The sequence below is a fragment of the Pseudomonas sp. WSY_20 genome (genome assembly GCF_043104335.1).
GTDB lineage: Bacteria > Pseudomonadota > Gammaproteobacteria > Pseudomonadales > Pseudomonadaceae > Aquipseudomonas > Aquipseudomonas parafulva_B.
This window is the reverse complement of record NZ_JBICKP010000082.1, coordinates 1-22,552: the sequence shown is the minus strand read 5'-3', so window position 1 is coordinate 22,552 and position 22,552 is coordinate 1. Positions and strand designations below refer to the sequence as shown.

Sequence of the window (22,552 nt, the reverse complement as noted above, 5' to 3'; positions counted from 1 at the left end):
TCCGTCATGAGCGTGCTCAAAACTGCCCTGCAACAACAGCAATTCGCTTGCGTCATGGAGTTCGTCCCCAAGCCGTCAGCAGAGCGTTTTGCGGCGATGGACGCCATAATGGCCCGCAGGCAGCTGTGTGGCTGGCCGATGACACTCGCCATTGGCGACCGGGTGAGCAGCCCGCTGGACATGTCACCCCTGGATGCCTTGGCCTGTTTTGAGCATCCGGTACCTGCCCTGCCCCACTTTTCCGGCAAGGACCGGGAGCGCCATCACCTGCTCGCCCAGATGCGGCGCATGGATGCTGCGGGCCAGCACCAGTTGCTGATGCTGACAGGGGACCGCCTGCCAGGCCATACCCCAGGCAAGCGCCCGGTGCGCTACCTGGAATCGGTGGCAGCGCTGCAGATCGCCCGGCAAACCTATCCGCACTGGTGGCTGGGCGCAGCGCTCAACCCGTTCAAATACCGTGAAGAAGAAGGCGCCGCTCAGTACCTGAAGGCTGAAAAGAAATTGGCAGCCGGTGCCGACTTTTTCATCCTGCAGCTAGGTTTCGATGCTGCCAAGCACCAGGAAGCCATGCACTGGATGCGCCGCCAGCGCGCACCTAAACCTATGCTGGCTTGTCTTATGAGCCTTACCCAAGGCCGTGCGGGCATGCTCGATCATGTCGCAGGCGTGACCGTCACCCCGTCGATGCGGCAAATGCTGGAAGCCGAGGCGGCGCAATCCAAGGCCTTTGCCCAGGCTCGCAGCATCGACCGCCTGGCCCTGCAGGTCATTGGGGTTAAGCTGATGGGCTACGCCGGCGTGCATCTGTCGGGCATCCATGAGCCCAGCCAGCTGCTTGCCTTGGAGGCACGCCTTGCGCACTGGCAGACGCAAGTGGCCACGCTGGAGCAATGGGCGCCTGCCTGGCAGGCCAGCTGGCAAATGCCTAGCCTACCGGCAGTGACGTTTCACCCACCGCAGGCGGCATGGCGCGAGGGAGAGTCGCGTGTCGTGGCTTCGTTTGCCCAGAAAGCCCGCTACCACGCCATGCATGGCATGCATGGCCTGTTATTCAGTCGTCGCAACCCGGTGAGTCAGTTGTTCGGGTGGGCGGTTCGCCAGCCGATGTGGGCGACAGGCCTGGGCGCCCAGGTGCTGCACAGCGTGGAGCGGGCCGTGAAGCGACCACTGCTTGGCTGCGACACCTGCGGTCGTTGCCGCCTGGAAGACACCCTGTACACCTGCCCCGAGACCTGCCCCAAGGGCCTGGCGAACGGCCCCTGCGGCGGTACCACCTTGAACCGGTGCGAGTTTGGCGATCGTGAGTGCATCCACAGTGCCAAGTACCGCACGGCCAAGGCGGTGCGGCAAACCGATGTGCTGGCCCAGCGCTTGATCCCTTGCGTGGAGCAGCACAACCGCCATCGAAGCTCCTGGCCGGGTTGGTTCGGTGGAAAGGTTCAGCCCGTCACTCGGCCGTCAGCGCCTCGAAGCCGGCGCGAATCGTAGCCTCGGGAAGATCATCGGCAATGAACACCATGACGCTCTCGCGCGGTTCGGCCTCAGCCCATTCAGCGTCCCAGTCGAACCCGTAGAGCTTGAGCACGCCCTGAAACACCAGCTTGCGATCCTCGCCCGCGATATTGAGCACGCCCTTGTAACGCAACAGTTGCGTGCCATGGGTTTCCAACAGGCCATTCATGAAGTCGCTGAGGCGGTCGATGTCCAGCGCCTTGTCGGTGCGCAACACCAAGGTGGCGATACGGTCCGGGGTGGCGGCTTTGAGTACTGGACGCAGGGTGGGTTTGAGGTTGGCGCCCAGGTCCGGGTTGAGGTTGAAGCCGCGTACATCGAGCAGTGCACCCAAGTCGATGCGGCCTTGTTCGACCACATGCATGGCGGCCCGCCCATTGATGCGGGCCAGGCGCTCGCGCAAGGCTTGCACGGTGGCCGGTTCCACCAGGTCGGTCTTGCTCAGCAGCAGGCGATCGGCAAAGCCCACCTGGGCCTGGGCGATGGTCTGGGTCAGGTGGACGTCGGCGTGAGCGGCGTCGACCAGGGTGATGATGCCGTCCAGGATGTACCGCTCGCGCAGCTCTTCGTCGATGAAGAACGTTTGAGCCACAGGCGCGGGGTCGGCCAGCCCTGTGCACTCGATCACCAGCCGATCAAAGGCAATTTCGCCAGCATCGAGCCGCTCCAGCAGCAGGAACAGCGCACGGGTAAGGTCGCCATGGATGCTGCAGCACACACAGCCGTTGGCCAGGGTCATGACCTGCACCGGCTCGTCGCCGAGCAACTGGCTGTCGATGCCTGCTTCGCTGAACTCGTTTTCGATCACGGCCAGCCGCAGGCCGTGCTCGGCCTTGAGCATGTGCTTGAGCAGCGTGGTCTTGCCGGCACCGAGAAAGCCGGTCAGTACGGTTACGGGAATCGGGGTCTGCACGCAGAACATCTCCTGTTCGGAAAAAACACAGGCCCCACCGCGACAGGCCTGCGCTCATCACCAGCACCTGCCCCCAAGAGGAGCGGGCTTGTCGATGACCACAGGCTGCCGACGATGGGGCCGGTACAGCTTAACGCTTTGGGCTTAACAGCACTTTGGCCCGGACTTGCCACCATAACGTGCTTCCTGGCGCTCTCGGAAGAACGCTTCGTACGTCATGACCGGTTTGTCCGGATGCGTCTTGTTCATGTGTTCGACGTAATTGTCGTAGTCAGGCATGCCCACCATCAGGCGTGCAGCCTGCCCCAGGTATTTGCCCAGCCGACCCAGGTCATTGAACATCGCAGCAGTCCTCTCAAGCGTCAGGCAGAGCCTGGAACGGGGTTTCCTTGTCGGTCCGCTCTTTGCGACCCCAGGCGGCGTAACCCACCTTGATCGCGAAGAACAGAATGCTGAATACCACCAGCAGGAACAGGATGGTCAGCCCGGCGTTGGTGTAGGCGTTGTAGATCACGTGCTGCATCTGCCCGATGTCCTTGGCCGGTGCCAGCACCTGACCAGCGTCCAGTGCGGTGCTGTATTTCTTGGCCAAGGCCAGGAAGCCCACGGCCGGGTTGGGATCGAACAGCTTGATCAGGCCGGCCGCCGTGGTGCAGATCAGCAACCAGGTGGCTGGCAGCAGCGTGACCCAGATGTAGCGCTGGCGCTTCATCTTGATCAGCACCACGGTGCCCAGCATCAACGCAATACCGGCCAGCATCTGGTTGGAGATGCCGAACAGCGGCCACAGCGTGTTGATACCCCCGAGCGGATCGATCACGCCTTGGTAGAGCAAGTAGCCCCACATGGCGACGCAACCTGCGGTGGCCAGCAGGTTCGCGCCCCACGATTCGGTGCGCTTGAGCGCCGGCACGAAACTGCCCAGCAGGTCCTGCAGCATGAAGCGCCCGGCACGGGTACCGGCGTCCACGGCGGTGAGGATGAACAAGGCCTCGAACAAAATGGCGAAGTGATACCAGAACGCCATGGTGTTCTCGCCAGGCAGCACTTGGTGAAGAATCTGCGCGATACCCACGGCCAATGTCGGCGCACCGCCGGCGCGGGCCAGAATGGTGTGCTCGCCGATGTCACGGGCAACCGCCTCAAGCTGCTCGGGCGTGATCAAGAAGCCCCAGCTGCTGACCGTCTGCGCCACCGAAACCGCGTCTGCACCGACCACGGCAGCCGGGCTGTTCATGGCGAAATACACGCCCGGCTCGATCACCGAGGCCGCGACCATGGCCATGATCGCCACGAACGATTCCATCAGCATGCCGCCGTAGCCGATGTAGCGGGCGTTGGTTTCGTTGTCCAGCAGCTTGGGCGTGGTGCCCGACGAGATCAGGGCATGGAACCCAGAGACCGCGCCACAGGCGATGGTGATGAACAGGAACGGGAACAGCGTGCCTTTCCAGACCGGGCCGGTGCCATCAGTGAACTGGGTCAGCGCTGGCATCTTGAGCTCAGGGGCGATGATCAGGATGCCGATGGCAAGGCCCACGATGGTGCCGATCTTGAGGAAGGTGGACAGGTAGTCACGCGGGGCCAACACCAGCCAGACCGGCAGCACGGCTGCGACGAAGCCGTAGCCCACCAGCATCCAAGTGATTTGAACACCGGTGAAGGTGAAGGCTGGGCCCCAAACCGGATCCGCGGCAATCTGACCACCCAACCAGATGGAAGCCAGCAGCAGCACCACGCCGATGAGGGAAATCTCACCAATGCGGCCAGGGCGGATGTAGCGCATGTAGACGCCCATGAACATGGCGATCGGGATGGTCGCCATCACCGTGAACATGCCCCAGGGGCTCTCGGCCAGGGCCTTGACCACGATCAGCGCCAGCACCGCGAGGATGATGATCATGATCAGGAAACAGCCGAACAGGGCGATGGTGCCCGGAATGCGGCCCATCTCTTCGCGCACCATGTCGCCCAGCGAGCGGCCGTTGCGGCGTGTGGACAAGAACAGGACCATGAAGTCCTGGACGGCACCGGCCAGTACCACACCGGCAATCAGCCACAGGGTGCCGGGCAGATAGCCCATCTGCGCCGCCAGTACCGGGCCGACCAAGGGGCCTGCGCCAGCGATGGCCGCGAAGTGGTGGCCGAAGAGGATGTGCTTGTTGGTTGGAACATAGTCCAGACCGTCATTGTTGAGCACCGCAGGGGTGGCGCGGCGCGGATCGAGTTGCATCACTTTGGTGGCGATGAACAGACTGTAATAGCGGTAGGCGACCAGATAAATGGCCACTGCCGCGACCACGATCCACAAGGCATTGATCGCTTCGCCACGGCGCAGGGCGACGACACCCAGCGCGCAGGCTCCCAGGACTGCCAGCACCAGCCACGGGAGGTGGCGTAGCAGGCTGTTGTTATTGTTCATAGTTGGCTTCCAGCTGAGAGGTTGGAATGGATGGCCCTTTGAGTCTAGGGCCTGCCTGCCGGCTTTACCATCTCCAATTACGCCAGATGCCACAGGCCAGAACCCGCTCTAGTGCGGGGCTCATCCTCGGGTGCCAGCGCCCCTTCAACCTACAGCTGGGTTTGGCAACTGGCGCTCCTGGCAGAGATGTGGCGTGGTAATTCTATGGTTCATAACCTGCAACTGCCGGAGCGCGAAGGCTACCATGTGCTACTTGGCCTCTGGAAAATTGCTTGAACCGATAAAGCTTTTCATCAGGCAGTGGGCCTGGACTTCTTCAAATAGCCTGGGTGGCAAACAATGACGTACATATGGCTGGTCTATAGTCTGAACATCAGATGAGGACTCGCCATGACCCCGCCACATTCCGAGCGCCGCCGCTTCCAACGCATCGATTTCGACGCACCTGCCGAACTTCGCCAAGGCGAGCAGCGCTGGCCTGCCAGGCTCATCGATCTATCCCTAAAAGGTCTTCTGGTCGAGCGCCCGACCGACTGGAACCCAGACCCAACCCAGAACTACGAGGCGGTCATCCAACTTGACGCCGATACCTGGGTGAAGATGCAAGTCGAACTGCGCCATGAAGAACTCACGCGGCTGGGCTTCGTTTGCCTGTACATCGACATCGACTCCATGAGCCACCTGCACCGTCTTGTGGAACTGAACATTGCCGACAGCACCGAAATGATGCGTGAGCTGCGTGAATTGATCGAATAACAGGATCTATTAGCTGGCTAACTGCCTGACCACCGCCCCTTTCCTGTCCATCTAGACAGCTTCCTGCCTGTCTCAGGCACCGTTGTATACACCCTCTCGTACAAGCGCTTTGGGTTGGTATGCCTCCTGCAACAAGGTCGCGTACGCCCCAAGGCTGCCCATGACGGCGCTTGGATCAAAAAATTGTATACAATTTGTGTAGTACCTGTAGGCAATAACTGACTACAGTAGCTCCACAACAATAAACAGAGAGCCTGCGCCATGACTACGTCCACAAACACGTCTCCCGCCCAGCGGCCAGAGGACGAAAACCTCGGCCTGGGTGCCAATCTGGCCTATGGCCTGCAGCACGTGTTGACCATGTATGGGGGAATCGTTGCCGTACCCCTGATCCTGGGGCAGGCCGCAGGCCTCAATGGCGCAGAAATCGGTATGCTCATCGCCGCTTCGCTGTTTGCAGGTGGCTTGGCGACCTTGTTGCAAACCCTCGGCCTGCCGTTCTTCGGCTGCCAACTACCCCTGGTACAAGGGGTGTCGTTTGCCGGCGTCGCCACCATGGGCGCCATCCTCAGCAGTGAGAGTGGGGGCGGGCTGCCGGGGGTGCTGGGCGCGGTGATGGCCGCCTCGCTGATAGGGCTGCTGATCACCCCGGTATTCTCACGCATCACCAAGTTCTTCCCACCGCTGGTCACCGGCATCGTGATCACCACCATCGGCCTGACGCTGATGCCGGTGGCCGCGCGCTGGGTGATGGGTGGCAACAGCGCCTCACCTGACTTCGGCAGCATGGCCAACATTGGCCTGGCCGCCCTCACTTTCGCCATCGTGCTGCTGTTGAGCAAACTGGGCAGCGCGACTATATCCCGGTTGTCCATCCTGCTGGCGATGGTGGTCGGTACGCTGATCGCCTGGGCACTGGGCATGACCGACTTCAGCAAGGTTACCGAAGGCCCTGTTTTCGCCTTCCCCACGCCCTTTCACTTCGGCATGCCGGAATTCCACATCGCCGCCATCCTGTCGATGTGTATCGTCATCATGGTGACGCTGGTCGAAACCTCGGCCGACATCCTGGCCGTGGGTGAGATCATCGGTACCAAGGTCGACTCCAAGCGCCTGGGCAATGGCCTGCGTGCCGACATGGCCTCGAGCATCCTCGCGCCGGTGTTCGGCTCATTCACGCAAAGTGCATTCGCCCAGAACGTCGGCCTGGTGGCGGTCACCGGCGTGCGCAGCCGCTACGTGGTGGCCACCGGCGGTGTGATTCTGGTGGTACTGGGCCTGCTACCGATCATGGGGCGCATCATCGCTGCGGTGCCTACCCCCGTGCTGGGCGGCGCGGGCATCGTGTTGTTCGGCACGGTGGCAGCCAGCGGCATTCGCACCTTGTCCAAGGTCAGCTACCAGAACAACGTCAACCTGATCATCGTCGCCGCTTCCCTGGGCTTTGGCATGATCCCGATCGCCGCACCGGCCTTCTACCATCAGTTCCCCAACTGGTTCGAAACCATCTTCCACTCAGGCATCAGCTCGGCGGCGATCATGGCCATCCTGCTGAACCTGATCTTCAACCATTTCACGGCAGGCAACTCGGACCAGCAGTCAGTGTTCGCTGCCGGCTACGAACGCACCATTCGCTACTCGGATATCTCCGCACTACGCGACGGGGACTATTTCAAGGATGGCAGGCTGTTCGATGCCGAAGGCCACGAGGTGCCGATGAGGGGCCAGGACGAGCACGGCAGCGAGCCGGCCAAGCGCGCGGCGGTCACCGAGCACTGATCCATCAGGTGGGTGTTGTACAGGGCCGATGCGCATCGTCGGCCCTTTTTTTTGCCAGTGAATTATTCGAACAAGGCATCCAGCGCCTGCTCTAGACGCGTCACGGCGATCACCTCCAACCCTGCAGGCGCCTCTTTGGGTGCATTGCCCTTGGGCACGATGGCGCGCTTGAAGCCGTGCTTGGCAGCCTCCTTGAGCCGCTCCTGGCCACTGGGCACAGGCCGCACCTCACCCGACAGGCCGATTTCCCCGAACACCAGCAGGCCATGGGCCAGCGGCCGATTGCGCAGGCTGGACATGACGGCGGCGAGCAATGCCAGGTCCGAAGCCGTTTCCAGTACTTTCACACCGCCCACCACGTTCAGGAACACATCCTGATCGTGGGTCGGGATGCCCCCGTGCCGGTGCAGAACGGCCAGCAGCATGGCCAGGCGGTTCTGATCCAGGCCCAGGGTCACGCGGCGCGGGTTGGCCAGGTGGCTGTCATCGACCAGTGCCTGGACCTCGACCAGCATTGGCCGAGTGCCTTCCCATGTGGCCATCACGACACTGCCGGGGACTTCTTCCTGGGTGCGATTGAGAAAGATCGCCGAGGGGTTGGAGACTTCTTTCAAACCTCGGTCGGTCATGCCGAACACGCCCAACTCGTTGACCGCGCCGAAGCGGTTCTTCACCGCCCGCAGCAGCCGCAGGCGACCGTCGGATTCGCCTTCGAAATACAACACGGTATCGACCATGTGCTCCAGTACCCGCGGGCCTGCCAGCGAGCCTTCCTTGGTCACGTGGCCCACCAGGAAGATCGCCGTGCCACTTTGCTTGGCATAACGCACGAGCAGCGCCGTACTTTCACGCACCTGCGCGACCCCGCCTGGGGCCGATTGCAACTGTTCGGTGAAAATGGTCTGGATGGAGTCGATCACCATTACCCGTGGTTTTTCCTGACGGGCGGTGGCGATGATGGTCTCGATGCAGGTTTCGGTCATCACCTTGAGCTGGTCCTGGGGAAGGCCCAGACGCCTGGAGCGCATGGCCACCTGCTGCTGGGATTCCTCGCCGGTGACGTACAGCGCCGGCATGCCGACGGCGATGTTGCACAGGGTCTGCAGCAGGATCGTCGATTTGCCGATACCAGGGTCGCCACCGATCAACACCACAGAGCCATCAACCAGGCCACCGCCCAGCACACGGTCGAGCTCGGTGCTGCTGGTGGTGAAGCGCGGGATCTCCTCGACGCTGACCTCAGCCAGGGTCTTGATCTGCGCCTGTTGCCCCGTCCAGCCGGCGCGGCCCGTGCTGGGTGCTGCGGCGCCGCCGCTCTCGATCATGGTTTCGACCAGCGTGTTCCAGGCGCCACACTCGCCGCACTGGCCAGCCCATTTCGGAAAAGTCGCGCCGCACTCGGTGCAGCCATACAAGCGCTTGGCCTTGGCCATGGGTGGGTGCCTCCGGGCAAAACCTGCATGATACCCGAGGCTGGCCGTGCCCCGAATGCCTTGGCATGCGACAAAACTATTCGGTGCGACGGAAGTCACTACCCCTGAATGCAGCGCATGAAGCGTTTAAGTGGCTTACACTGCGTTTACCTCACCATTTGTTACAAAGGAATCGAAACATGGGCATGATCAGTGAGTTCAAGGCCTTCGCGGTCAAAGGCAATGTCGTCGACATGGCGGTAGGTATCATCATCGGCGCGGCCTTCGGCAAGATCGTCTCGTCCTTCGTCGGCGACGTGGTCATGCCACCGTTGGGCCTGCTGATCGGCGGCGTTGACTTCAGCGACCTGGCCATCACCTTGAAGGCGGCGCAAGGCGACGTCCCGGCCGTGGTGCTGGCCTATGGCAAGTTCATCCAGACCGTAATCGATTTCGTGATCATCGCCTTTGCGATCTTCATGGGCGTCAAGGCCATCAACCGGCTCAAGCGCGAAGAGGCCGTGGCGCCAAGCGTACCGCCCGCGCCGTCCCCCGAGCAGACCCTGCTTACCGAGATTCGCGACCTGCTCAAGGCTCAGAACCGGCCCTGAAGTGCACCGTTACAGGCTGCAGGAAGCGGCAAAGCTTCATGCACCGCTGCGCCCCTGTAGCCTGTAGCGGCACGCCGGCTACCAGTACGTCTCGACGGCCACCTGGCCCGGCCGTTTGCTAAGGCTCAATTGCAGATCACGGGCCTTGAGCACCTTGCGCGTTTCATCGATCATTTCAGGGTTGCCGCACAGCATGATTCGCGAATGTTCCGGTGACAGCTCAAGCCCTGCCGCCCTTTCCAACTCGCCGCTTTCGATCAAGGTGGTGATGCGCTGATTCAGGGCGCCTGGATGTCGCTCACGTGTCACGACCGGGATGAACTGCAACTTGCCGGCATGCTCGGCCAGGTACTCACGCTGCTCCAAGCCAGCAATCTCGTCCAGATAGGCCAACTCTTTGGCCTCACGCACCGAATACACCAGCTTGATGTTGTCGAAGCGTTCCCAGGCTTCGAAGTCCTGCAAAATCGACATGAACGGCGCGATGCCTGTACCCGTGGCCAGCAACCACAGGTCGCGTCCGTCGACAAAACGGTCGAGGGTGAGAAAGCCAAAGGCTTGCCGCTCCACCAGGAGCGAATCGCCCTCACCCAGTCGGCTAAGCTCACTGGTGAATTCGCCACCCGGCACTACGATTGAAAAGAACTCAAGGTATTCGTCGTGGGGTGCACTGACCATGGAGTAGGCGCGCCAAACCACACTGCCATCAGCCTTGGTCACGCCCAGGCGAGCAAACTGACCGGAGCGAAAGCGAAAACCCGCATCACGGGTGACCCGCAGGCTGAAGAGGTTCGGCGTGAGCGGCTGAACCTCGAGCAAGGTCTGGCGGGTGAATTTTTCGTCGCTGGCGGTCATGTCGGGCTCCATATCTTGGGGCCCTACAGTGTCGCGCAAAGCGCCCGCGATAAAAACCACTGGGTTTTTGCGGCTTCGAAAGTTGTACAAAGATATACAGAAGCACAGCACAGTTATAGCGAAAAAGACGGACACACCGATTTGGAGCTATCTACACTGCCTTCGAACCCATACGGACTGGGCCGTGTCGCCCTTGGAGACTCACATGTTTCACTGGAACCCCGAGCACCTACACGCCCTGGTGAGTGAGCGTAATCCTCGGAAGCTGTTCGACATCGCGGTGCATCTGGTTCAGGATCTGGGTTTCGAGTATGTGGGACTTAAGCTTCGCATTCAGATTGCTACCCAGACACCACGGCATTACTTGTACAGCAATTACCCCAGCGCATGGATCGAGCGCTACCAGCGCGAAGAATTCTACAAGCAGGACGCAGCGGCTGCGCTCAGCCACCGCTCGACCAATCCTGTGGTATGGAGCGATGAGGTCTACCGCGAGGCACCGCATTTTCGCGAGGCAGCCTGCGAGCATGGCCTGCGTCATGGCTGGACCCAGACCTTGCATGATCTGCAGCACAACGAAAGCCAGATGAGCGTGTCCAGGCCGCTGCGCACCGTCGAGACCGCCGAGCTGTTCGAAAAAGCCGGGGCCATCCAGTGGTTGTGCCATACCTTACATGCGGTGCTGAGCGCGCATCACCTCGATGCACTGTGCCCCTCCCAGCCCAAAATGAGCGAACGCGAGTTGGAAGTGCTGAAGTGGTCGGCGGCAGGCAAGACTGCTTCCGATGTCGCCTGCATCCTGTCACTGTCGCAGAGTACGGTGAATTTTCACATTCGCAGCGTGATTGCCAAGACCAACGCCGCCAACAAAGCGGGCGCTGTCGCCATCGCCGCGTTGCGCGGCTGGATCGGATCCCGGACCTGCGAGCCCAGCCAAAGCCCTGTAGAATCGCTCGACTAGGCCCGCAGCGAACGGTTGCGGGCAGCTTTGTACCCGAGCCAGATTGCCATGCCCCTGTTGACCACGCCCTTCGCCGAACTCGATCTGATCCGCCAGCCGGACCAGGCCAACGATCCCTTGCAGGCCTTTGACGCCGCCGATGAGTACCTGCTCGAACAATTGCATGCCCAGGCGTTGCCAGCCGGCAGCCGTGTGCTAGTGCTCAACGACAGTTTCGGAGCGCTGGCGGCAAGCCTTGCCAGGCACCTGCAGGTGACCAGCAGCGGCGACTCCTACCTTGCTCAACTCGCGCTGGCCAAGAACCTGGCACGTAACGGCCTGCCTGCCGACAGCGTTTCGTTCGTGCCTGCCTGTCACACCTGGCAAGGCCCCTTCGATCGGGTAGTACTCAGGGTGCCCAAGACGCTTGCCTTGCTCGAAGAGCAACTCATTCGGCTGCAAGGGCATCTGGCGCCGCAGGCGCAGGTGATTGCCGGGGCCATGATCAAGCATCTTCCCCGTGCTGCCGGCGACTTGCTGGAAAAGTATGTCGGCCCTGTGCAAGCCTCGCTGGCACGTAAAAAAGCCCGGCTACTGACCGCCACGGTGGATGCGCGCCCTGCCTTTACATCGCCCTACCCCAGCCGCTATCGCCTCGAATCGCCAGCGCTGGAGTTGCTCAACCATGCCAATGTCTTCTGTCGTGAAGGCCTGGACATTGGCACACGGGCATTTCTTCCGCATCTGCCGGATAACCTGGGCAACGCCCGGGTCGCGGACCTGGGTTGCGGCAATGGCGTGCTGGCCATCGCCAGCGCTCTAAAAAATCCAGACGCCCAGTACACCTTGGTGGACGAGTCGTATATGGCCGTGCAATCGGCACGGGAAAACTGGCAGCGTGCGCTGGGTGATCGGCCAGCCGACTTCCTGGCCGCAGACGGCCTGGCCGGCATCGAAAAACAGTCATTGGATGTAGTGCTGTGCAATCCGCCCTTCCACCAGCAGCAAGTGGTGGGTGACGTGCTGGCCTGGCGTATGTTCCAGCAGGCCCGCGAGGCGCTGGTGGTCGGCGGCGCCTTGTACATCGTGGGCAACCGCCACCTGGGCTATCACAGCAAGCTTGCCCGCCTGTTCCGGGGCGTGGAGCAGGTGGCGGCAACGCCCAAATTCGTGGTGCTCAAGGCGCGCAAGTAACTGTCGACTAGGTGGAACAGCGTACGGCGCCTGGGTGAGCAGGCGCGTTCGGCGTACTACCGGCTGATGCCGGGGTTCAGTGGGTGGTCAAGCCGGCTGCGCTCATGAACAGGCGCATCAACCATGCCGCCACACCCAGCGCGGCCACACTCAACGCCCAGATCAGCACCAGCCAGCCCAGGCGCTGCCACAGCGGTTTCTTGCTTGCCACGTCCTGATCACGGGTCATGGTGCAGTCTCCTAGTGATAGCCTTGGTCATGGGTGACCTTGCCGCGGAACACGTAGTAGCTCCAGAAGGTATAACCCAGGATCAGCGGTAGAATGAACAGCGTTCCCACCAACATGAAGCCCTGGCTTTGCGGTGGCGCGGCAGCCTCCCAGATCGAGATCGATGGCGGGATGATATTGGGCCACAGACTGATGCCCAAGCCACTGTAACCCAGGAAGATCAGCCCCAGCGTCAACAGAAACGGTGTGTAGTTCGCGCTGCGGGCTACTGCCTTGAACAGGTTGTAGAAGGTCAACAGCACCAGGATCGGCACCGGCATGAACCACACAAGGTTGGGCATGCTGAACCAGCGGTCGGCAATCTGCGGATAGGCGATTGGCGTCCACAGGCTGACGACACCCATGACGGCCAGCAACACGAGCGCCAGCGGCCGCCCCAGCTTGTGCATCTGCTCCTGAAGCGGCCCTTCGGTCTTCATGATCAGCCAGGTACACCCCAGCAGTGCATAGGCCACGATCAGCCCCAGGCCGCAGAACATGCTGAAGGGTGTCAGCCAGTCCAGCGAGCCGCCGGCGTAATGCCGATCCACCACCTTGAAGCCTTCGATGAAGGCGCCCAGCGCTACGCCTTGGAAGAACGTCGCCACCAGAGAACCCCAGATGAACGCCTTGTCCCATAGATGGCGGCCAGCATCGGTGGCCTTGAAGCGAAATTCGAAGGCCACGCCACGGAAGATCAGGCCGATCAGCATCAGGATCAGCGGTAGATAGAGCGCTTCGAGCACGACCGCGTAAGCCATCGGGAACGCGCCGAACAGCCCCGCGCCACCCAGCACGAGCCAGGTCTCGTTGCCATCCCAGACCGGTGCGACTGTGTTCATCATCACGTCCCGGTCACGCTCTTGTTTGACGAAGGGGAAGAGCATGCCGATGCCCAGGTCGAAACCGTCCATCACCACGTACATCATGACGCCGAAGATGATAATGACGGCCCAGATCAGTGGAAGATCGATACCCATGGCTCAGTTCCCCTTGCTCAGGTCTGCAGTGGTGGCATCGCTGCCTTCGTCGGCGGCGGACAATGGCCGCGCCGGCGTGCGTTTGCGGCCAGGACCGCCCGGACGCTGCTGATCGCCTTCGCCGGTATGCGGGCCCTTGCGCACCAGGCGCATCATGTAGGCGAACCCGGTGCCGAACAGCGCGAAGTACACCACCACGAACGCCACCAGGGTGAACCCCAGCTGGGTATAGCTGTGGTTGGAAACGCCGTCGGCTGTGCGCATCAGCCCGTAGACCACCCAGGGCTGGCGGCCGATTTCGGTGGTGAACCAGCCGGCGAGGATTGCCAGCAACCCGGAAGGCCCCATCCAGGTCACGAAGTGCAGGAACGGCCGCGAGGTGTACAGCTTGCCGCCCTTGCGCAATACAAGGCTCCACACGCCAGCGGCGATCATCAGCATGCCCAGCGCCACCATGATGCGGAAGGACCAGAAGATGATGGTGGAGTTGGGCCGGTCTTCAGGCGGGAACTCCTTCAAGGCCGGCACCTGCTTGTCAAGGCTGTGGGTGAGGATGAGGCTACCGAGCACCGGGATCTCGATCTTGAACCGTGTCGTTTCAGCTTGCATGTCCGGGATGCCGAAGAGGATCAACGGAGTAGGCTCGCCGGGGCGGTTCTCCCAATGCCCCTCGATAGCGGCGATCTTCGCCGGTTGATGCTTGAGGGTATTGAGGCCGTGGAAGTCGCCGATCACTGCCTGGATCGGCGCGACGATCAACGCCATCCACATGGCCATGGAGAGCATCTTGCGCACTGAAGGGTTGTCGCGCCCCCGCAGCAGGTGCCAGGCGGCCGACGCGCCCACGAAGAAGGCGGTGGCGACGAACGCCGCCGTGGCCATGTGCATCAAGCGGAACGGGAACGAAGGGTTGAAAATGACAGCGAACCAGTCGACCGGAATCACGCGACCGTCGATGATTTCGTGACCTTGCGGGGTATGCATCCAGCTGTTCGAGGCCAGGATCCAGAACGTGGAAACCAGCGTTCCGAGCGCCACCATGCAGGTAGCGAAGAAATGCAGCCCACGGCCCACGCGGTTCCAGCCAAAGAGCATCACTCCCAAGAAACCTGCTTCGAGGAAGAAGGCGGTCAGCACTTCGTAGGTCAACAAGGGCCCGGTGACCGAACCTGCAAACTCGGAGAAACGGCTCCAGTTGGTGCCGAACTGATAGGCCATGACCAGGCCCGAGACCACGCCCATGCCGAAGTTGACTGCGAAGATTTTCGACCAGAAGTGGTACAGGTCTCGATAGACCTGCCTGTCTGTCTTCAGCCACAGCCCTTCGAGCACCGCCAGGTAACTGGCCAGGCCGATGGTGATGGCAGGAAACAGGATATGGAAGGATACGGTAAACGCGAACTGGATCCGGGCAAGATCCAGTGCCTCCAGACCGAACATAGGTGCTACCTCATCAGATAATCCGGCGGTCGGGCACTCGGCCCTTTCGCCCACTGCCCCCACATAGTCGAGTACGGCGTGTTGGAATTGTTCTGTTCGATGTGCAGGGATTGCGGCCAAAGGCCGAAATCGTCGGGGATCGTTGCAAACGTAACGATTGATCCAGGTCAACGATATGAGTCAAGCATAGCCCCGAACAGCCCGGTGCGAGGTGTGGTTGTTTGCCGCGTGACCGGTTGCCCCACCCCCTGTTCAGCGGCACGGAAACTGTGTCGAACACGGTAAACAGCAACTATTTGTTACATACAGATGATAGGCTGCGGAGCTTCCCTTGCATCGAGGTCACAGGTGTCCGATGTCCGAGACTGAACCGCTGCTGTTGCGTCATCATCGCCCTTTTCTGGCGTTCTGGCTGGCACGGGTCTTCACCGCCAGCGGATTCCAGATGTTGACCGTGGCGATTGGCTGGCACCTGTATCAGCTGACCGGCAACGTGCTGGACCTGGGGCTTGTGGGGCTGGTGGAATTTGCACCCCGTGTGCTGTTCATGCTGCATACCGGGCATGTGGCCGACCGCTATGACCGGCGCAAGGTCGCCGCCCTGTGCCAATGCCTGCAAGGGCTGATCGCACTGGCCCTGGCGCTGGGCAGCGCCACGGACCAGGTCAGCCGCGAGTTGATTTTCGTGCTGGCGTTTCTGCTCGGCGCCACCCGTTCGTTCGAGATGCCGGCGACCCAGGCACTGTTGCCCAACGTCGTGCCCGCGGGCCTGTTTCCACGGGCGGTCGCCGCTTCGGCCTCTGCGACTCAGTCGGCCACCATCGTGGCCCCCGCCGTGGGCGGGTTCCTGTATGCCTTCGGCAGCGGCTGGGTCTACGGCCCGACCGTGGTGCTGTATGCCATAGCCTGTGGGCTGACCCTGAGCCTGCACGCGCGAGGACAGGTCGTTCAACGCGGCCGTGCCACCGTCGAGTCGCTGCTGGCCGGCATTCGTTTCATTCGCAGCCGACCGGACATTCTGGGCGCCATCTCGCTGGACCTGTTCGCCGTGCTGCTGGGCGGGGCCACGGCGCTGCTGCCGGTATTTGCCAAGGACATCCTGCTGACAGGCCCGCTGGGCCTCGGGCTACTACGTTCGGCACCCGCCGTGGGCGCGTTGCTGATGTCGGTGTGGTTGGCGCGCTTTCCCTTCGAGCGCAAGGTGGGCCGAACCATGTTCACGGCAGTGGGCGTCTTTGGCGTGGCCACTGTTGCGTTCGGCCTGTCGACGTCCTTCTGGTTTTCCCTGGCGGTCCTGGTGGTGCTAGGCGCTGCCGACATGATCAGCATGGTCATTCGAGGCGCCTTCGTGCAGTTGCATACCCCGGATGAAATGCGCGGGCGCGTCAGCGCGGTCAACGGGCTGTTCATCGGTGCCTCCAATCAGCTCGGCGAATTCGAATCGGGGGTCACCGCGCACTGGTTTGGTACGGTCCCGGCCGTCGTCATGGGTGGGGTGGGGACCCTGGTGGTGACGGGGGTGTGGATAAAACTGTTCCCCACCTTGGCCAACCGGGACCGTTTGCACGAAGGCTGAAAAGCCACCCCAGCGGCCCTGCATGCCATGCGCACCGGGCGGGGCCGGCCTATTCCCAGACGGCCATAGGCCCCTGCACGGCATGCTGGTATGATGCGCGGCTTTTTTCTGCCCCATAGAAATCACGGCAGCCGGTACGGTCTGTGCTTTGCTGATGGGGTCGACATATTCATGGCGCCGGGGGCGCCTCGGGGAGCGGGCATGCTGGAAAGGCTGTTTCAACTAAAAGCACACAACACCAATGTGCGCACCGAGATACTGGCGGGCGTCACCACCTTCCTGGCCATGGCCTACATTCTCTTCGTCAACCCGAGCATCCTCGGCGAGACGGGCATGGACAAGGGTGCGCTGTTCGTCGCGACCTGCCTGGCGGCGGCCATTGGCTCGACCACCATGGGCCTGATCGCCAACTACCCGATCGCCTTGGCGCCGGGCATGGGCCTGAACGCATTCTTCACCTACACCGTGGTGCTGCACATGGGGCACACCTGGCAGGTGGCCCTGGGCGCGGTATTCCTGTCGGCGGTGATGTTCTTCCTGCTGTCGATCTTCCGGATCCGGGAATGGATCGTGAACAGCATTCCCCTGCCCCTGCGCTCGGCCATTGCGGCGGGTATCGGGTTGTTCCTGGCGTTGATCGCGCTGCACAACGCGGGCATCGTCGTGGATAACCCTGCGACTTTGGTTGGCCTGGGTGACCTGCGCCAGCCGGCACCGATCCTGGCCACCCTGGGCTTCTTCCTGATCGTAGGCCTGGAAGCGCTGAAGGTGCGCGGCGCCGTGTTGATCGGCATTCTGGCCGTGACTGTGGCCGCCATTGCCATGGGCGTGACGCCATTCGGGGGCATCGTGTCCATGCCGCCTTCGCTGGCGCCGACCTTCCTGCAACTGGACATTGCCGGGGCGCTGGATGTGGGCCTGGTGAGCGTCATCTTCGCTTTCCTGTTCGTCGACCTGTTCGATAACTCCGGCACCCTGATTGGCGTAGCCAAGCGCGCCGGGCTGATGGGCAAGGACGGCCACATGCCGAAGATGGGCCGCGCCCTGATTGCCGACAGCACCGCGGCCATGGCCGGCTCGCTGCTGGGCACCTCGACCACCACCAGCTACATCGAGTCTGCGGCTGGCGTAAGCGCCGGGGGCCGTACGGGCCTAACGGCCATCGTGGTCGCCGTGCTGTTCCTGCTGGCCCTGTTCTTCGCGCCGCTGGCCGGCAGCGTACCGGCATTCGCCACTGCGCCAGCGTTGCTGTTCGTTGCCGTGCTGATGGCCTCGGGCCTGGCGGAAATCAACTGGGACGATGTCACCGAAGCCGCCCCGGTGGTGGTTACCGCGCTGGCCATGCCGCTGACCTATTCGATTGCCAACGGCATTGCCTTCGGCTTCATCGCCTGGACCGCCGTGAAGCTTATTTCCGGGCGTCGCCATGACCTGAACGCGGCCCTGGTGATTCTTTCCATCCTGTTCGTCATCAAATTGGGTTGGTTCAACGCATGAGTGCTGCATTCGACCCTAGCGCCTACGACGCGCAACTGCAGGATAAGGCCGCCCGCTTGCGTGCGCTGCTGGCCCCCTTTGGTGCGCCAGAGCCTGCCGTGTTCGACTCGCCGCGCGCGCACTATCGTCTGCGTGCGGAGTTCCGCCTGTGGCGCGAGGACGGCCAGCGCCACTATGCGATGTTCGCCCCTGGCGAGAAGCACAAGGCTATCCTGATCGACGATTTTCCGATTGCCAGCGAGCGCATCAACGACCTGATGCCGCGCCTGAAGGCGGCCTGGCAGGCCAGCGAGGCATTGAGCAATCGCCTGTTCCAGGTGGAATTCCTCACCACCCTGGCCGGTGATGCGATGGTCACCCTGTGCTACCACCGCCCGCTGGACGAAGCGTGGGAAGTGGCTGCGCGGCAACTGGCTGAAGACCTGGGAGTGAGCCTTGTCGGCCGCTCCAAGGGCAAGCGCCTGGTCATCGGCCGTGACTATGCGGTTGAAAAGCTCGACGTGGCCGGCCGTGTGTTCAGCTATCGCCAGCCTGAAGGTGCATTCACCCAGCCTAACGGCGCCGTGAACCAAAAGATGCTGAGCTGGGCCTTCGAGGCCATTGGCGAGCGCGATGACGACCTGCTCGAGCTGTACTGCGGCAACGGCAACTTCACCTTGCCGCTGGCCACCCGGGTGCGCCAGGTGCTGGCCACGGAGATCAGCAAGACCTCGGTCAATGCTGCACTGAGCAACCTGGCCGAAAACGCTGTGGATAACGTGCGGCTGGTGCGCTTGTCGGCTGAAGAACTGACCCAGGCGCTGAACGAGGTGCGCCCGTTCCGCCGCCTGGAAGGCATCGATCTGAAAAGCTACGCATTCGGCACGGTCTTCGTCGATCCGCCGCGCGCCGGCATGGACCCGGACACCTGCGAGCTGACCCGGCGCTTCGAGCGGATCCTGTACATTTCGTGCAACCCGGAAACACTCGCGGCGAACATTGCCCAGCTCCACGATACCCACCGGATCGAGCGTTGCGCGTTGTTCGATCAGTTCCCCTACACCCACCACATGGAAAGCGGTGTGCTGCTGGTGCGGCGCTGAGCCTGGACCCTGTGCAGGTCGGGGCCGATGAAATTGAATTCAGCCGCCCCGGCAATCTCCAATGCGCTAGACAGCTGCCGGTGCTCTGACACCTGAGGCTGTGTTGAACTAATATTTGTCTTCTTGTTTCACGCTCTGGAGAGCACTCATGGAATGGCGAAAAGGCCGGCGTAGCGACAATGTGGTCGATGCACGGGGCGCAGGTGGCGGTGGCATGCGCTTTGGCGGTGGCAAAGGATTGGGGCTTGGCGCCATCTTGCTGATTGTCGGGATCGGCTGGCTGACGGGCCAGGATCCCTTGCAGATCCTCGGTCAACTGACTGGCCAGATGCAGCAGCAAGCGCCTGCCGTGACCGATGGCAAGGCGCCACCGGCCAATGACCAGCAGGCAGAATTCGTCGCCTCCGTATTGGGCGACACCGAAGACACCTGGCAAGCCCTGTTCGCCCAGTCCGGCAAACAGTACAGGGACCCCAAGCTGGTGCTGTTCAGTGGTCAGGTGAATTCTGCCTGCGGCTTTGCCACCGCGGCGGTCGGGCCGTTCTACTGCCCGGCGGATCAGCAGGTGTACCTGGACATGTCGTTCTTCCGGGAAATGGAAACACGCTTCTCGGCTGCCGGCGACTTCGCCCAGGCGTACGTGATCGCCCATGAAATCGGCCACCACGTGCAGACCCTGCTTGGCGTCTCGGCCAAGGTGGATGCGGCAAGACGCAGCGGCCAGCGCATGGAAGGCAGCAATGGCCTGCTGGTGCGCCAGGAACTGCAAGCTGACTGTTTTGCTGGCGTGTGGGCCTACCAGGCACAAAAACGCCTGAACTGGTTGGAACCTGGCGATGTGGAGGAAGCGCTCAATGCCGCCAATGCCATCGGTGACGACCGGCTGCAGCAACAAGGTCAAGGGCGCGTGGTGCCCGACTCGTTCACCCACGGCACCTCGGCGCAACGCGTACGCTGGTTCAAGGCCGGGTTCGCTCAAGGCGACGTCGACAGCTGCGACACCTTCAGCGCGCGTAATCTCTGAACATGTTCAGCGTTGCACCTGATTGATTCGACTATTACAGCACCTGTGGTCGCTGAAACGCGCCGTATCGCCCTTACGGCTGAAAAAGCGTTTCAGCTTCCTCGCCAACGGCCGATAACTCCAGCACGATTGAGCGGGCATCCAGAATAACAACGCCTTGCGATCGGAGATCAAGAGAGCGAAAACAACTTCTGGAGTGCGTGCATGAACAGCTGGTTTGCCAATATCAGCGTCAACCTCAAACTCGGCCTGGGCTTCGGCCTGGTGCTGATCCTGACCGGCCTGCTGGCCCTGGTGGGCTGGACGAGCCTGGGCGGTCTCATCGACCGCAGCAACTGGATGAGCGACATCGGCCAGTTGAACAAGGACCTTACCGACCTGCGTATCGCCCGCCTGCAATACATGATCGCCAACGGCGATGACGCCGCTGCTGCCAACACCTTGGCCAAGCTCGACACCTTCAGCAAGCAGCAGGCTTACCTGGAGCACACGTTCAAGAGCCCTGAAAACGTCAAGTTGCTGGGCGAACTGGGCGACATCATCAGCGCCTACAAGGTATCGCTGTCCAAGATGCGCCAGGGCTATGACGCCAGCCGTGCCGCCCGCGCCGCCATGACCCGCGCCGGTAACCAGGCTGACCAAGCCATGGAGGCATTGAGCCATGAAGTCATGGCTCGCCCAGAGGCCGACAGCGTGCGCCTTGCGCAGTACCAGCTGATCAGCAAGGCCCGCCAGCAACTGATGCAGGTGCGTATCGATGTACGCGGCTACATCGCCGACAACACGGCGGACAATGAACAAGCGGCTCTGCGCCAGCTCGATGCGGCGCTTGCGGTGGTCGATAGTCTCAAGCGTGAGCTGTCCGGCCCAAGCGAGCGGGTGCAACAGCTCGAGCGCGCAGTCACCGACTACCGTGAAGCTACGCGTCAATTCCGCGATGCCGTGGCCACCATTACCAGTGCGCGCGCCGAGATGACGGTTCAGGGCGCGGACATCGTCAAGCACAGCGATGCGCTGTACAAGATCCAGCTGGAGCGTCGCGACGTCGAAAGCAGCCAGGCGCGCACCTTGCAGACCATCGCCACCCTGCTGGCATTGCTGGTGGGCATCGTGGCAGCCGTCCTGATCACCCGGCAGATCACCCGGCCGTTGCAGGACACCCTGGCCGCGGTTGAGAAAATCGCCAGCGGTGACCTGACCCAGCAGTTGCATGTCACCCGCCGCGACGAGCTGGGGGTGCTGCAGCAAGGCATTGCCCGCATGGGCACGACCCTGCGCGAGCTGATCGGCGGCATTCGCGATGGCGTGACCCAGATCGCCAGCGCTGCCGAGGAGCTGTCAGCCGTGACCGAACAGACCAGTGCCGGTGCCAACAGCCAGAAAGTCGAAACCGACCAAGTGGCTACGGCGATGCACGAGATGGCCGCCACGGTTCAGGAAGTGGCGCGCAATGCCGAACAGGCTTCGCAGGCGGCCACAGGTGCCGATGGCGAAGCGCGGGCCGGGGATCGGGTGGTGGGCGAGGCAATCTGCCAGATCGAGCGCCTGGCGCAGGACATGCACCGCTCCACCGAGGCCATGACCGCGTTGCAGCAGGAAAGCCAGAAAATCGGCAGCGTCATGGACGTGATCAAGTCGGTGGCCGAGCAGACCAACCTGCTGGCCCTCAACGCGGCCATCGAGGCGGCGCGTGCGGGTGAAGCCGGGCGCGGTTTTGCCGTGGTGGCAGACGAAGTGCGCGGGCTGGCTCAGCGTACGCAGAAGTCGACCGAGGAAATCGAAGAGCTGATCGCCAGCCTGCAGCATGGCACCCAGCAGGTGGCCAATGCCATGCAGGGCAGCCGCGCCTTGACCGACAGCAGCGTCGAACTGGCGCGCAAGGCGGGTGAGTCGCTGGAGAACATCACAGGCACCGTGTCGAGCATCCAGTCGATGAACCAGCAGATTGCCGCTGCGGCCGAGCAGCAGAGCGCGGTGGCTGAAGAGATCAGCCGCAGCATCCTGAATGTGCGCGATGTGTCGGAGCAGACGGCCTCGGCCAGCGACGAGACGGCGGCGTCGAGCGTTGAGCTGGCGCGGCTTGGGGGTGAGTTGCAAATGCTGGTCAGCCGGTTCCGGGTTTGACCTGAAGCAGAGGGTTGGACGGTGGGCCGTAGCAGAGGCGCCGCAGCAGTTTGTGCAGCCTGTCGTGGAGCTGGTTACATGGGGCCGCTTTGCGGCCCATCGCGGCCGGTCCGGCGCCCCGGCAAGGCCGCTCCCACGGGTTTGCGTATCCAGAGGCTACCCGA

19 protein-coding genes and 1 pseudogene are annotated in these 22,552 nt (G+C 62.3%); 12 read left to right on the top strand and 8 right to left on the bottom strand.

Annotated features, from left to right (window positions below; genetic code table 11):
- Nucleotides 1–6 precede the first annotated feature (6 nt).
- Nucleotides 7–1,491: a methylenetetrahydrofolate reductase C-terminal domain-containing protein gene (locus ACF8E5_RS19350; protein ID WP_058637212.1), complete on the top strand. Its 1,485-nt coding sequence runs from the start codon at nt 7–9 to the stop codon at nt 1,489–1,491.
- On the opposite strand, the gene yjiA is transcribed toward ACF8E5_RS19350, so the two are convergent.
- The 3 genes from yjiA to ACF8E5_RS19335 all read right to left on the bottom strand — a co-directional run bounded on the left by yjiA (nt 1,451) and on the right by ACF8E5_RS19335 (nt 4,850).
- Complete coding sequence (gene yjiA / locus ACF8E5_RS19345; protein ID WP_058637236.1) at nt 1,451–2,428, bottom strand: GTPase; 978 nt, start codon at nt 2,426–2,428, stop codon at nt 1,451–1,453. The two genes, ACF8E5_RS19350 and yjiA, sit on opposite strands and share 41 nt — an antisense overlap.
- 144 nt (nt 2,429–2,572) lie before the next feature.
- A complete protein-coding gene (locus tag ACF8E5_RS19340) occupies nt 2,573–2,770 on the bottom strand; it encodes a YbdD/YjiX family protein (protein WP_023534469.1) in 198 nt (65 codons plus the stop codon).
- Nucleotides 2,771–2,783: 13 nt separating this feature from the next.
- On the bottom strand, nt 2,784–4,850 hold the full coding sequence (locus ACF8E5_RS19335; RefSeq protein WP_058637213.1) for a carbon starvation CstA family protein: 2,067 nt from the start codon (nt 4,848–4,850) through the stop codon (nt 2,784–2,786).
- Between the two features lie 390 nt (nt 4,851–5,240).
- Here ACF8E5_RS19335 and ACF8E5_RS19330 point away from each other — a divergent pair, with 390 nt between their 5' ends.
- Together ACF8E5_RS19330 and ACF8E5_RS19325 are read left to right on the top strand one after the other, a co-directional pair.
- Nucleotides 5,241–5,606, top strand: a complete 366-nt coding sequence (locus ACF8E5_RS19330) for a PilZ domain-containing protein (protein ID WP_058637215.1) — start codon at nt 5,241–5,243, stop codon at nt 5,604–5,606.
- Between the two features lie 261 nt (nt 5,607–5,867).
- On the top strand, nt 5,868–7,385 hold the full coding sequence (locus ACF8E5_RS19325; protein WP_392475676.1) for a nucleobase:cation symporter-2 family protein: 1,518 nt from the start codon (nt 5,868–5,870) through the stop codon (nt 7,383–7,385).
- A 62-nt stretch (nt 7,386–7,447) separates the two neighbouring features.
- On the opposite strand, the gene radA is transcribed toward ACF8E5_RS19325, so the two are convergent.
- Nucleotides 7,448–8,818 carry a DNA repair protein RadA gene (radA, locus tag ACF8E5_RS19320; protein WP_197843722.1) on the bottom strand — a complete coding sequence of 457 codons (1,371 nt, stop codon included), beginning with the start codon at nt 8,816–8,818 and terminating at the stop codon, nt 7,448–7,450.
- 179 nt (nt 8,819–8,997) lie between these two features.
- Between radA and mscL the strand changes: the two genes are divergently transcribed.
- The gene (gene mscL / locus ACF8E5_RS19315) at nt 8,998–9,408 is read left to right on the top strand and encodes a large-conductance mechanosensitive channel protein MscL (protein ID WP_023534347.1); all 411 of its coding nucleotides are present in this window, start codon (nt 8,998–9,000) and stop codon (nt 9,406–9,408) included.
- Between the two features lie 78 nt (nt 9,409–9,486).
- Here the strand turns inward: mscL and ACF8E5_RS19310 are convergent, their stop codons facing one another.
- On the bottom strand, nt 9,487–10,263 hold the full coding sequence (locus ACF8E5_RS19310) for a ferredoxin--NADP reductase (RefSeq protein WP_058637218.1): 777 nt from the start codon (nt 10,261–10,263) through the stop codon (nt 9,487–9,489).
- Nucleotides 10,264–10,468: 205 nt separating this feature from the next.
- Here ACF8E5_RS19310 and ACF8E5_RS19305 point away from each other — a divergent pair, with 205 nt between their 5' ends.
- A complete protein-coding gene (locus ACF8E5_RS19305; RefSeq protein ID WP_392475675.1) occupies nt 10,469–11,224 on the top strand; it encodes an autoinducer binding domain-containing protein in 756 nt (251 codons plus the stop codon).
- A 48-nt stretch (nt 11,225–11,272) separates the two neighbouring features.
- On the top strand, nt 11,273–12,397 hold the full coding sequence (locus tag ACF8E5_RS19300; RefSeq protein WP_196186423.1) for a methyltransferase: 1,125 nt from the start codon (nt 11,273–11,275) through the stop codon (nt 12,395–12,397).
- Between the two features lie 76 nt (nt 12,398–12,473).
- On the opposite strand, the gene ACF8E5_RS19295 is transcribed toward ACF8E5_RS19300, so the two are convergent.
- Genes ACF8E5_RS19295 through ACF8E5_RS19285 form a run of 3 tightly spaced genes read right to left on the bottom strand, consistent with a single transcriptional unit; the run spans nt 12,474 to nt 15,085 of the window.
- Nucleotides 12,474–12,626 (bottom strand): DUF2474 domain-containing protein, encoded by a 153-nt coding sequence (locus ACF8E5_RS19295; protein ID WP_058637221.1) that lies wholly within the window; start codon nt 12,624–12,626, stop codon nt 12,474–12,476.
- 11 nt (nt 12,627–12,637) lie between these two features.
- The gene (cydB, locus tag ACF8E5_RS19290) at nt 12,638–13,645 is read right to left on the bottom strand and encodes a cytochrome d ubiquinol oxidase subunit II (RefSeq protein ID WP_058604864.1); all 1,008 of its coding nucleotides are present in this window, start codon (nt 13,643–13,645) and stop codon (nt 12,638–12,640) included.
- Nucleotides 13,646–13,648: 3 nt separating this feature from the next.
- Entirely contained in the window at nt 13,649–15,085 is a 1,437-nt protein-coding gene (locus tag ACF8E5_RS19285; RefSeq protein ID WP_078478006.1) for a cytochrome ubiquinol oxidase subunit I, read from the bottom strand.
- A gap of 355 nt (nt 15,086–15,440) precedes the next feature.
- On the opposite strand from ACF8E5_RS19285, the gene ACF8E5_RS19280 reads away from it, so the two are divergent.
- The 6 genes and pseudogenes from ACF8E5_RS19280 (at nt 15,441) to ACF8E5_RS19255 (ending at nt 22,388) form a co-directional block, all read left to right on the top strand.
- Nucleotides 15,441–16,661 (top strand): MFS transporter, encoded by a 1,221-nt coding sequence (locus ACF8E5_RS19280; protein ID WP_058604862.1) that lies wholly within the window; start codon nt 15,441–15,443, stop codon nt 16,659–16,661.
- A 201-nt stretch (nt 16,662–16,862) separates the two neighbouring features.
- Nucleotides 16,863–18,158, top strand: a complete 1,296-nt coding sequence (locus ACF8E5_RS19275) for an NCS2 family permease (RefSeq protein ID WP_023534351.1) — start codon at nt 16,863–16,865, stop codon at nt 18,156–18,158.
- On the top strand, nt 18,155–19,240 hold the full coding sequence (gene trmA / locus ACF8E5_RS19270; protein ID WP_058604861.1) for a tRNA (uridine(54)-C5)-methyltransferase TrmA: 1,086 nt from the start codon (nt 18,155–18,157) through the stop codon (nt 19,238–19,240). Before ACF8E5_RS19275 ends, trmA begins: the two co-directional genes overlap by 4 nt.
- A gap of 148 nt (nt 19,241–19,388) precedes the next feature.
- Complete coding sequence (locus ACF8E5_RS19265) at nt 19,389–20,264, top strand: neutral zinc metallopeptidase (RefSeq protein WP_058604860.1); 876 nt, start codon at nt 19,389–19,391, stop codon at nt 20,262–20,264.
- Nucleotides 20,265–20,468: 204 nt separating this feature from the next.
- Nucleotides 20,469–21,533 (top strand): annotated as a pseudogene (locus tag ACF8E5_RS19260) (methyl-accepting chemotaxis protein); the annotation flags it as partial.
- A complete protein-coding gene (locus ACF8E5_RS19255) occupies nt 21,525–22,388 on the top strand; it encodes a methyl-accepting chemotaxis protein (RefSeq protein WP_392475719.1) in 864 nt (287 codons plus the stop codon). The pseudogene ACF8E5_RS19260 and the gene ACF8E5_RS19255, both read left to right, overlap by 9 nt.
- The last annotated feature ends 164 nt before the right edge of the window (nt 22,389–22,552 follow it).

What these genes read in the sequence shown, in the direction of transcription:
- ACF8E5_RS19350 (WP_058637212.1), top strand. Translation starts at nt 7, where the DNA reads ATGAGCGTGCTCAAAACTGCCCTGCAACAACAGCAATTCGCTTGCGTC.
- ACF8E5_RS19340 (WP_023534469.1), bottom strand. Translation starts at nt 2,770, where the DNA reads ATGTTCAATGACCTGGGTCGGCTGGGCAAATACCTGGGGCAGGCTGCA.
- ACF8E5_RS19335 (WP_058637213.1), bottom strand. Translation starts at nt 4,850, where the DNA reads ATGAACAATAACAACAGCCTGCTACGCCACCTCCCGTGGCTGGTGCTG.
- ACF8E5_RS19330 (WP_058637215.1), top strand. Translation starts at nt 5,241, where the DNA reads ATGACCCCGCCACATTCCGAGCGCCGCCGCTTCCAACGCATCGATTTC.
- ACF8E5_RS19325 (WP_392475676.1), top strand. Translation starts at nt 5,868, where the DNA reads ATGACTACGTCCACAAACACGTCTCCCGCCCAGCGGCCAGAGGACGAA.
- radA (WP_197843722.1), bottom strand. Translation starts at nt 8,818, where the DNA reads ATGGCCAAGGCCAAGCGCTTGTATGGCTGCACCGAGTGCGGCGCGACT.
- mscL (WP_023534347.1), top strand. Translation starts at nt 8,998, where the DNA reads ATGGGCATGATCAGTGAGTTCAAGGCCTTCGCGGTCAAAGGCAATGTC.
- ACF8E5_RS19310 (WP_058637218.1), bottom strand. Translation starts at nt 10,263, where the DNA reads ATGACCGCCAGCGACGAAAAATTCACCCGCCAGACCTTGCTCGAGGTT.
- ACF8E5_RS19305 (WP_392475675.1), top strand. Translation starts at nt 10,469, where the DNA reads ATGTTTCACTGGAACCCCGAGCACCTACACGCCCTGGTGAGTGAGCGT.
- ACF8E5_RS19300 (WP_196186423.1), top strand. Translation starts at nt 11,273, where the DNA reads ATGCCCCTGTTGACCACGCCCTTCGCCGAACTCGATCTGATCCGCCAG.
- ACF8E5_RS19295 (WP_058637221.1), bottom strand. Translation starts at nt 12,626, where the DNA reads ATGACCCGTGATCAGGACGTGGCAAGCAAGAAACCGCTGTGGCAGCGC.
- cydB (WP_058604864.1), bottom strand. Translation starts at nt 13,645, where the DNA reads ATGGGTATCGATCTTCCACTGATCTGGGCCGTCATTATCATCTTCGGC.
- ACF8E5_RS19285 (WP_078478006.1), bottom strand. Translation starts at nt 15,085, where the DNA reads ATGTTCGGTCTGGAGGCACTGGATCTTGCCCGGATCCAGTTCGCGTTT.
- ACF8E5_RS19280 (WP_058604862.1), top strand. Translation starts at nt 15,441, where the DNA reads ATGTCCGAGACTGAACCGCTGCTGTTGCGTCATCATCGCCCTTTTCTG.
- ACF8E5_RS19275 (WP_023534351.1), top strand. Translation starts at nt 16,863, where the DNA reads ATGCTGGAAAGGCTGTTTCAACTAAAAGCACACAACACCAATGTGCGC.
- trmA (WP_058604861.1), top strand. Translation starts at nt 18,155, where the DNA reads ATGAGTGCTGCATTCGACCCTAGCGCCTACGACGCGCAACTGCAGGAT.
- ACF8E5_RS19265 (WP_058604860.1), top strand. Translation starts at nt 19,389, where the DNA reads ATGGAATGGCGAAAAGGCCGGCGTAGCGACAATGTGGTCGATGCACGG.
- ACF8E5_RS19255 (WP_392475719.1), top strand. Translation starts at nt 21,525, where the DNA reads ATGGGCACGACCCTGCGCGAGCTGATCGGCGGCATTCGCGATGGCGTG.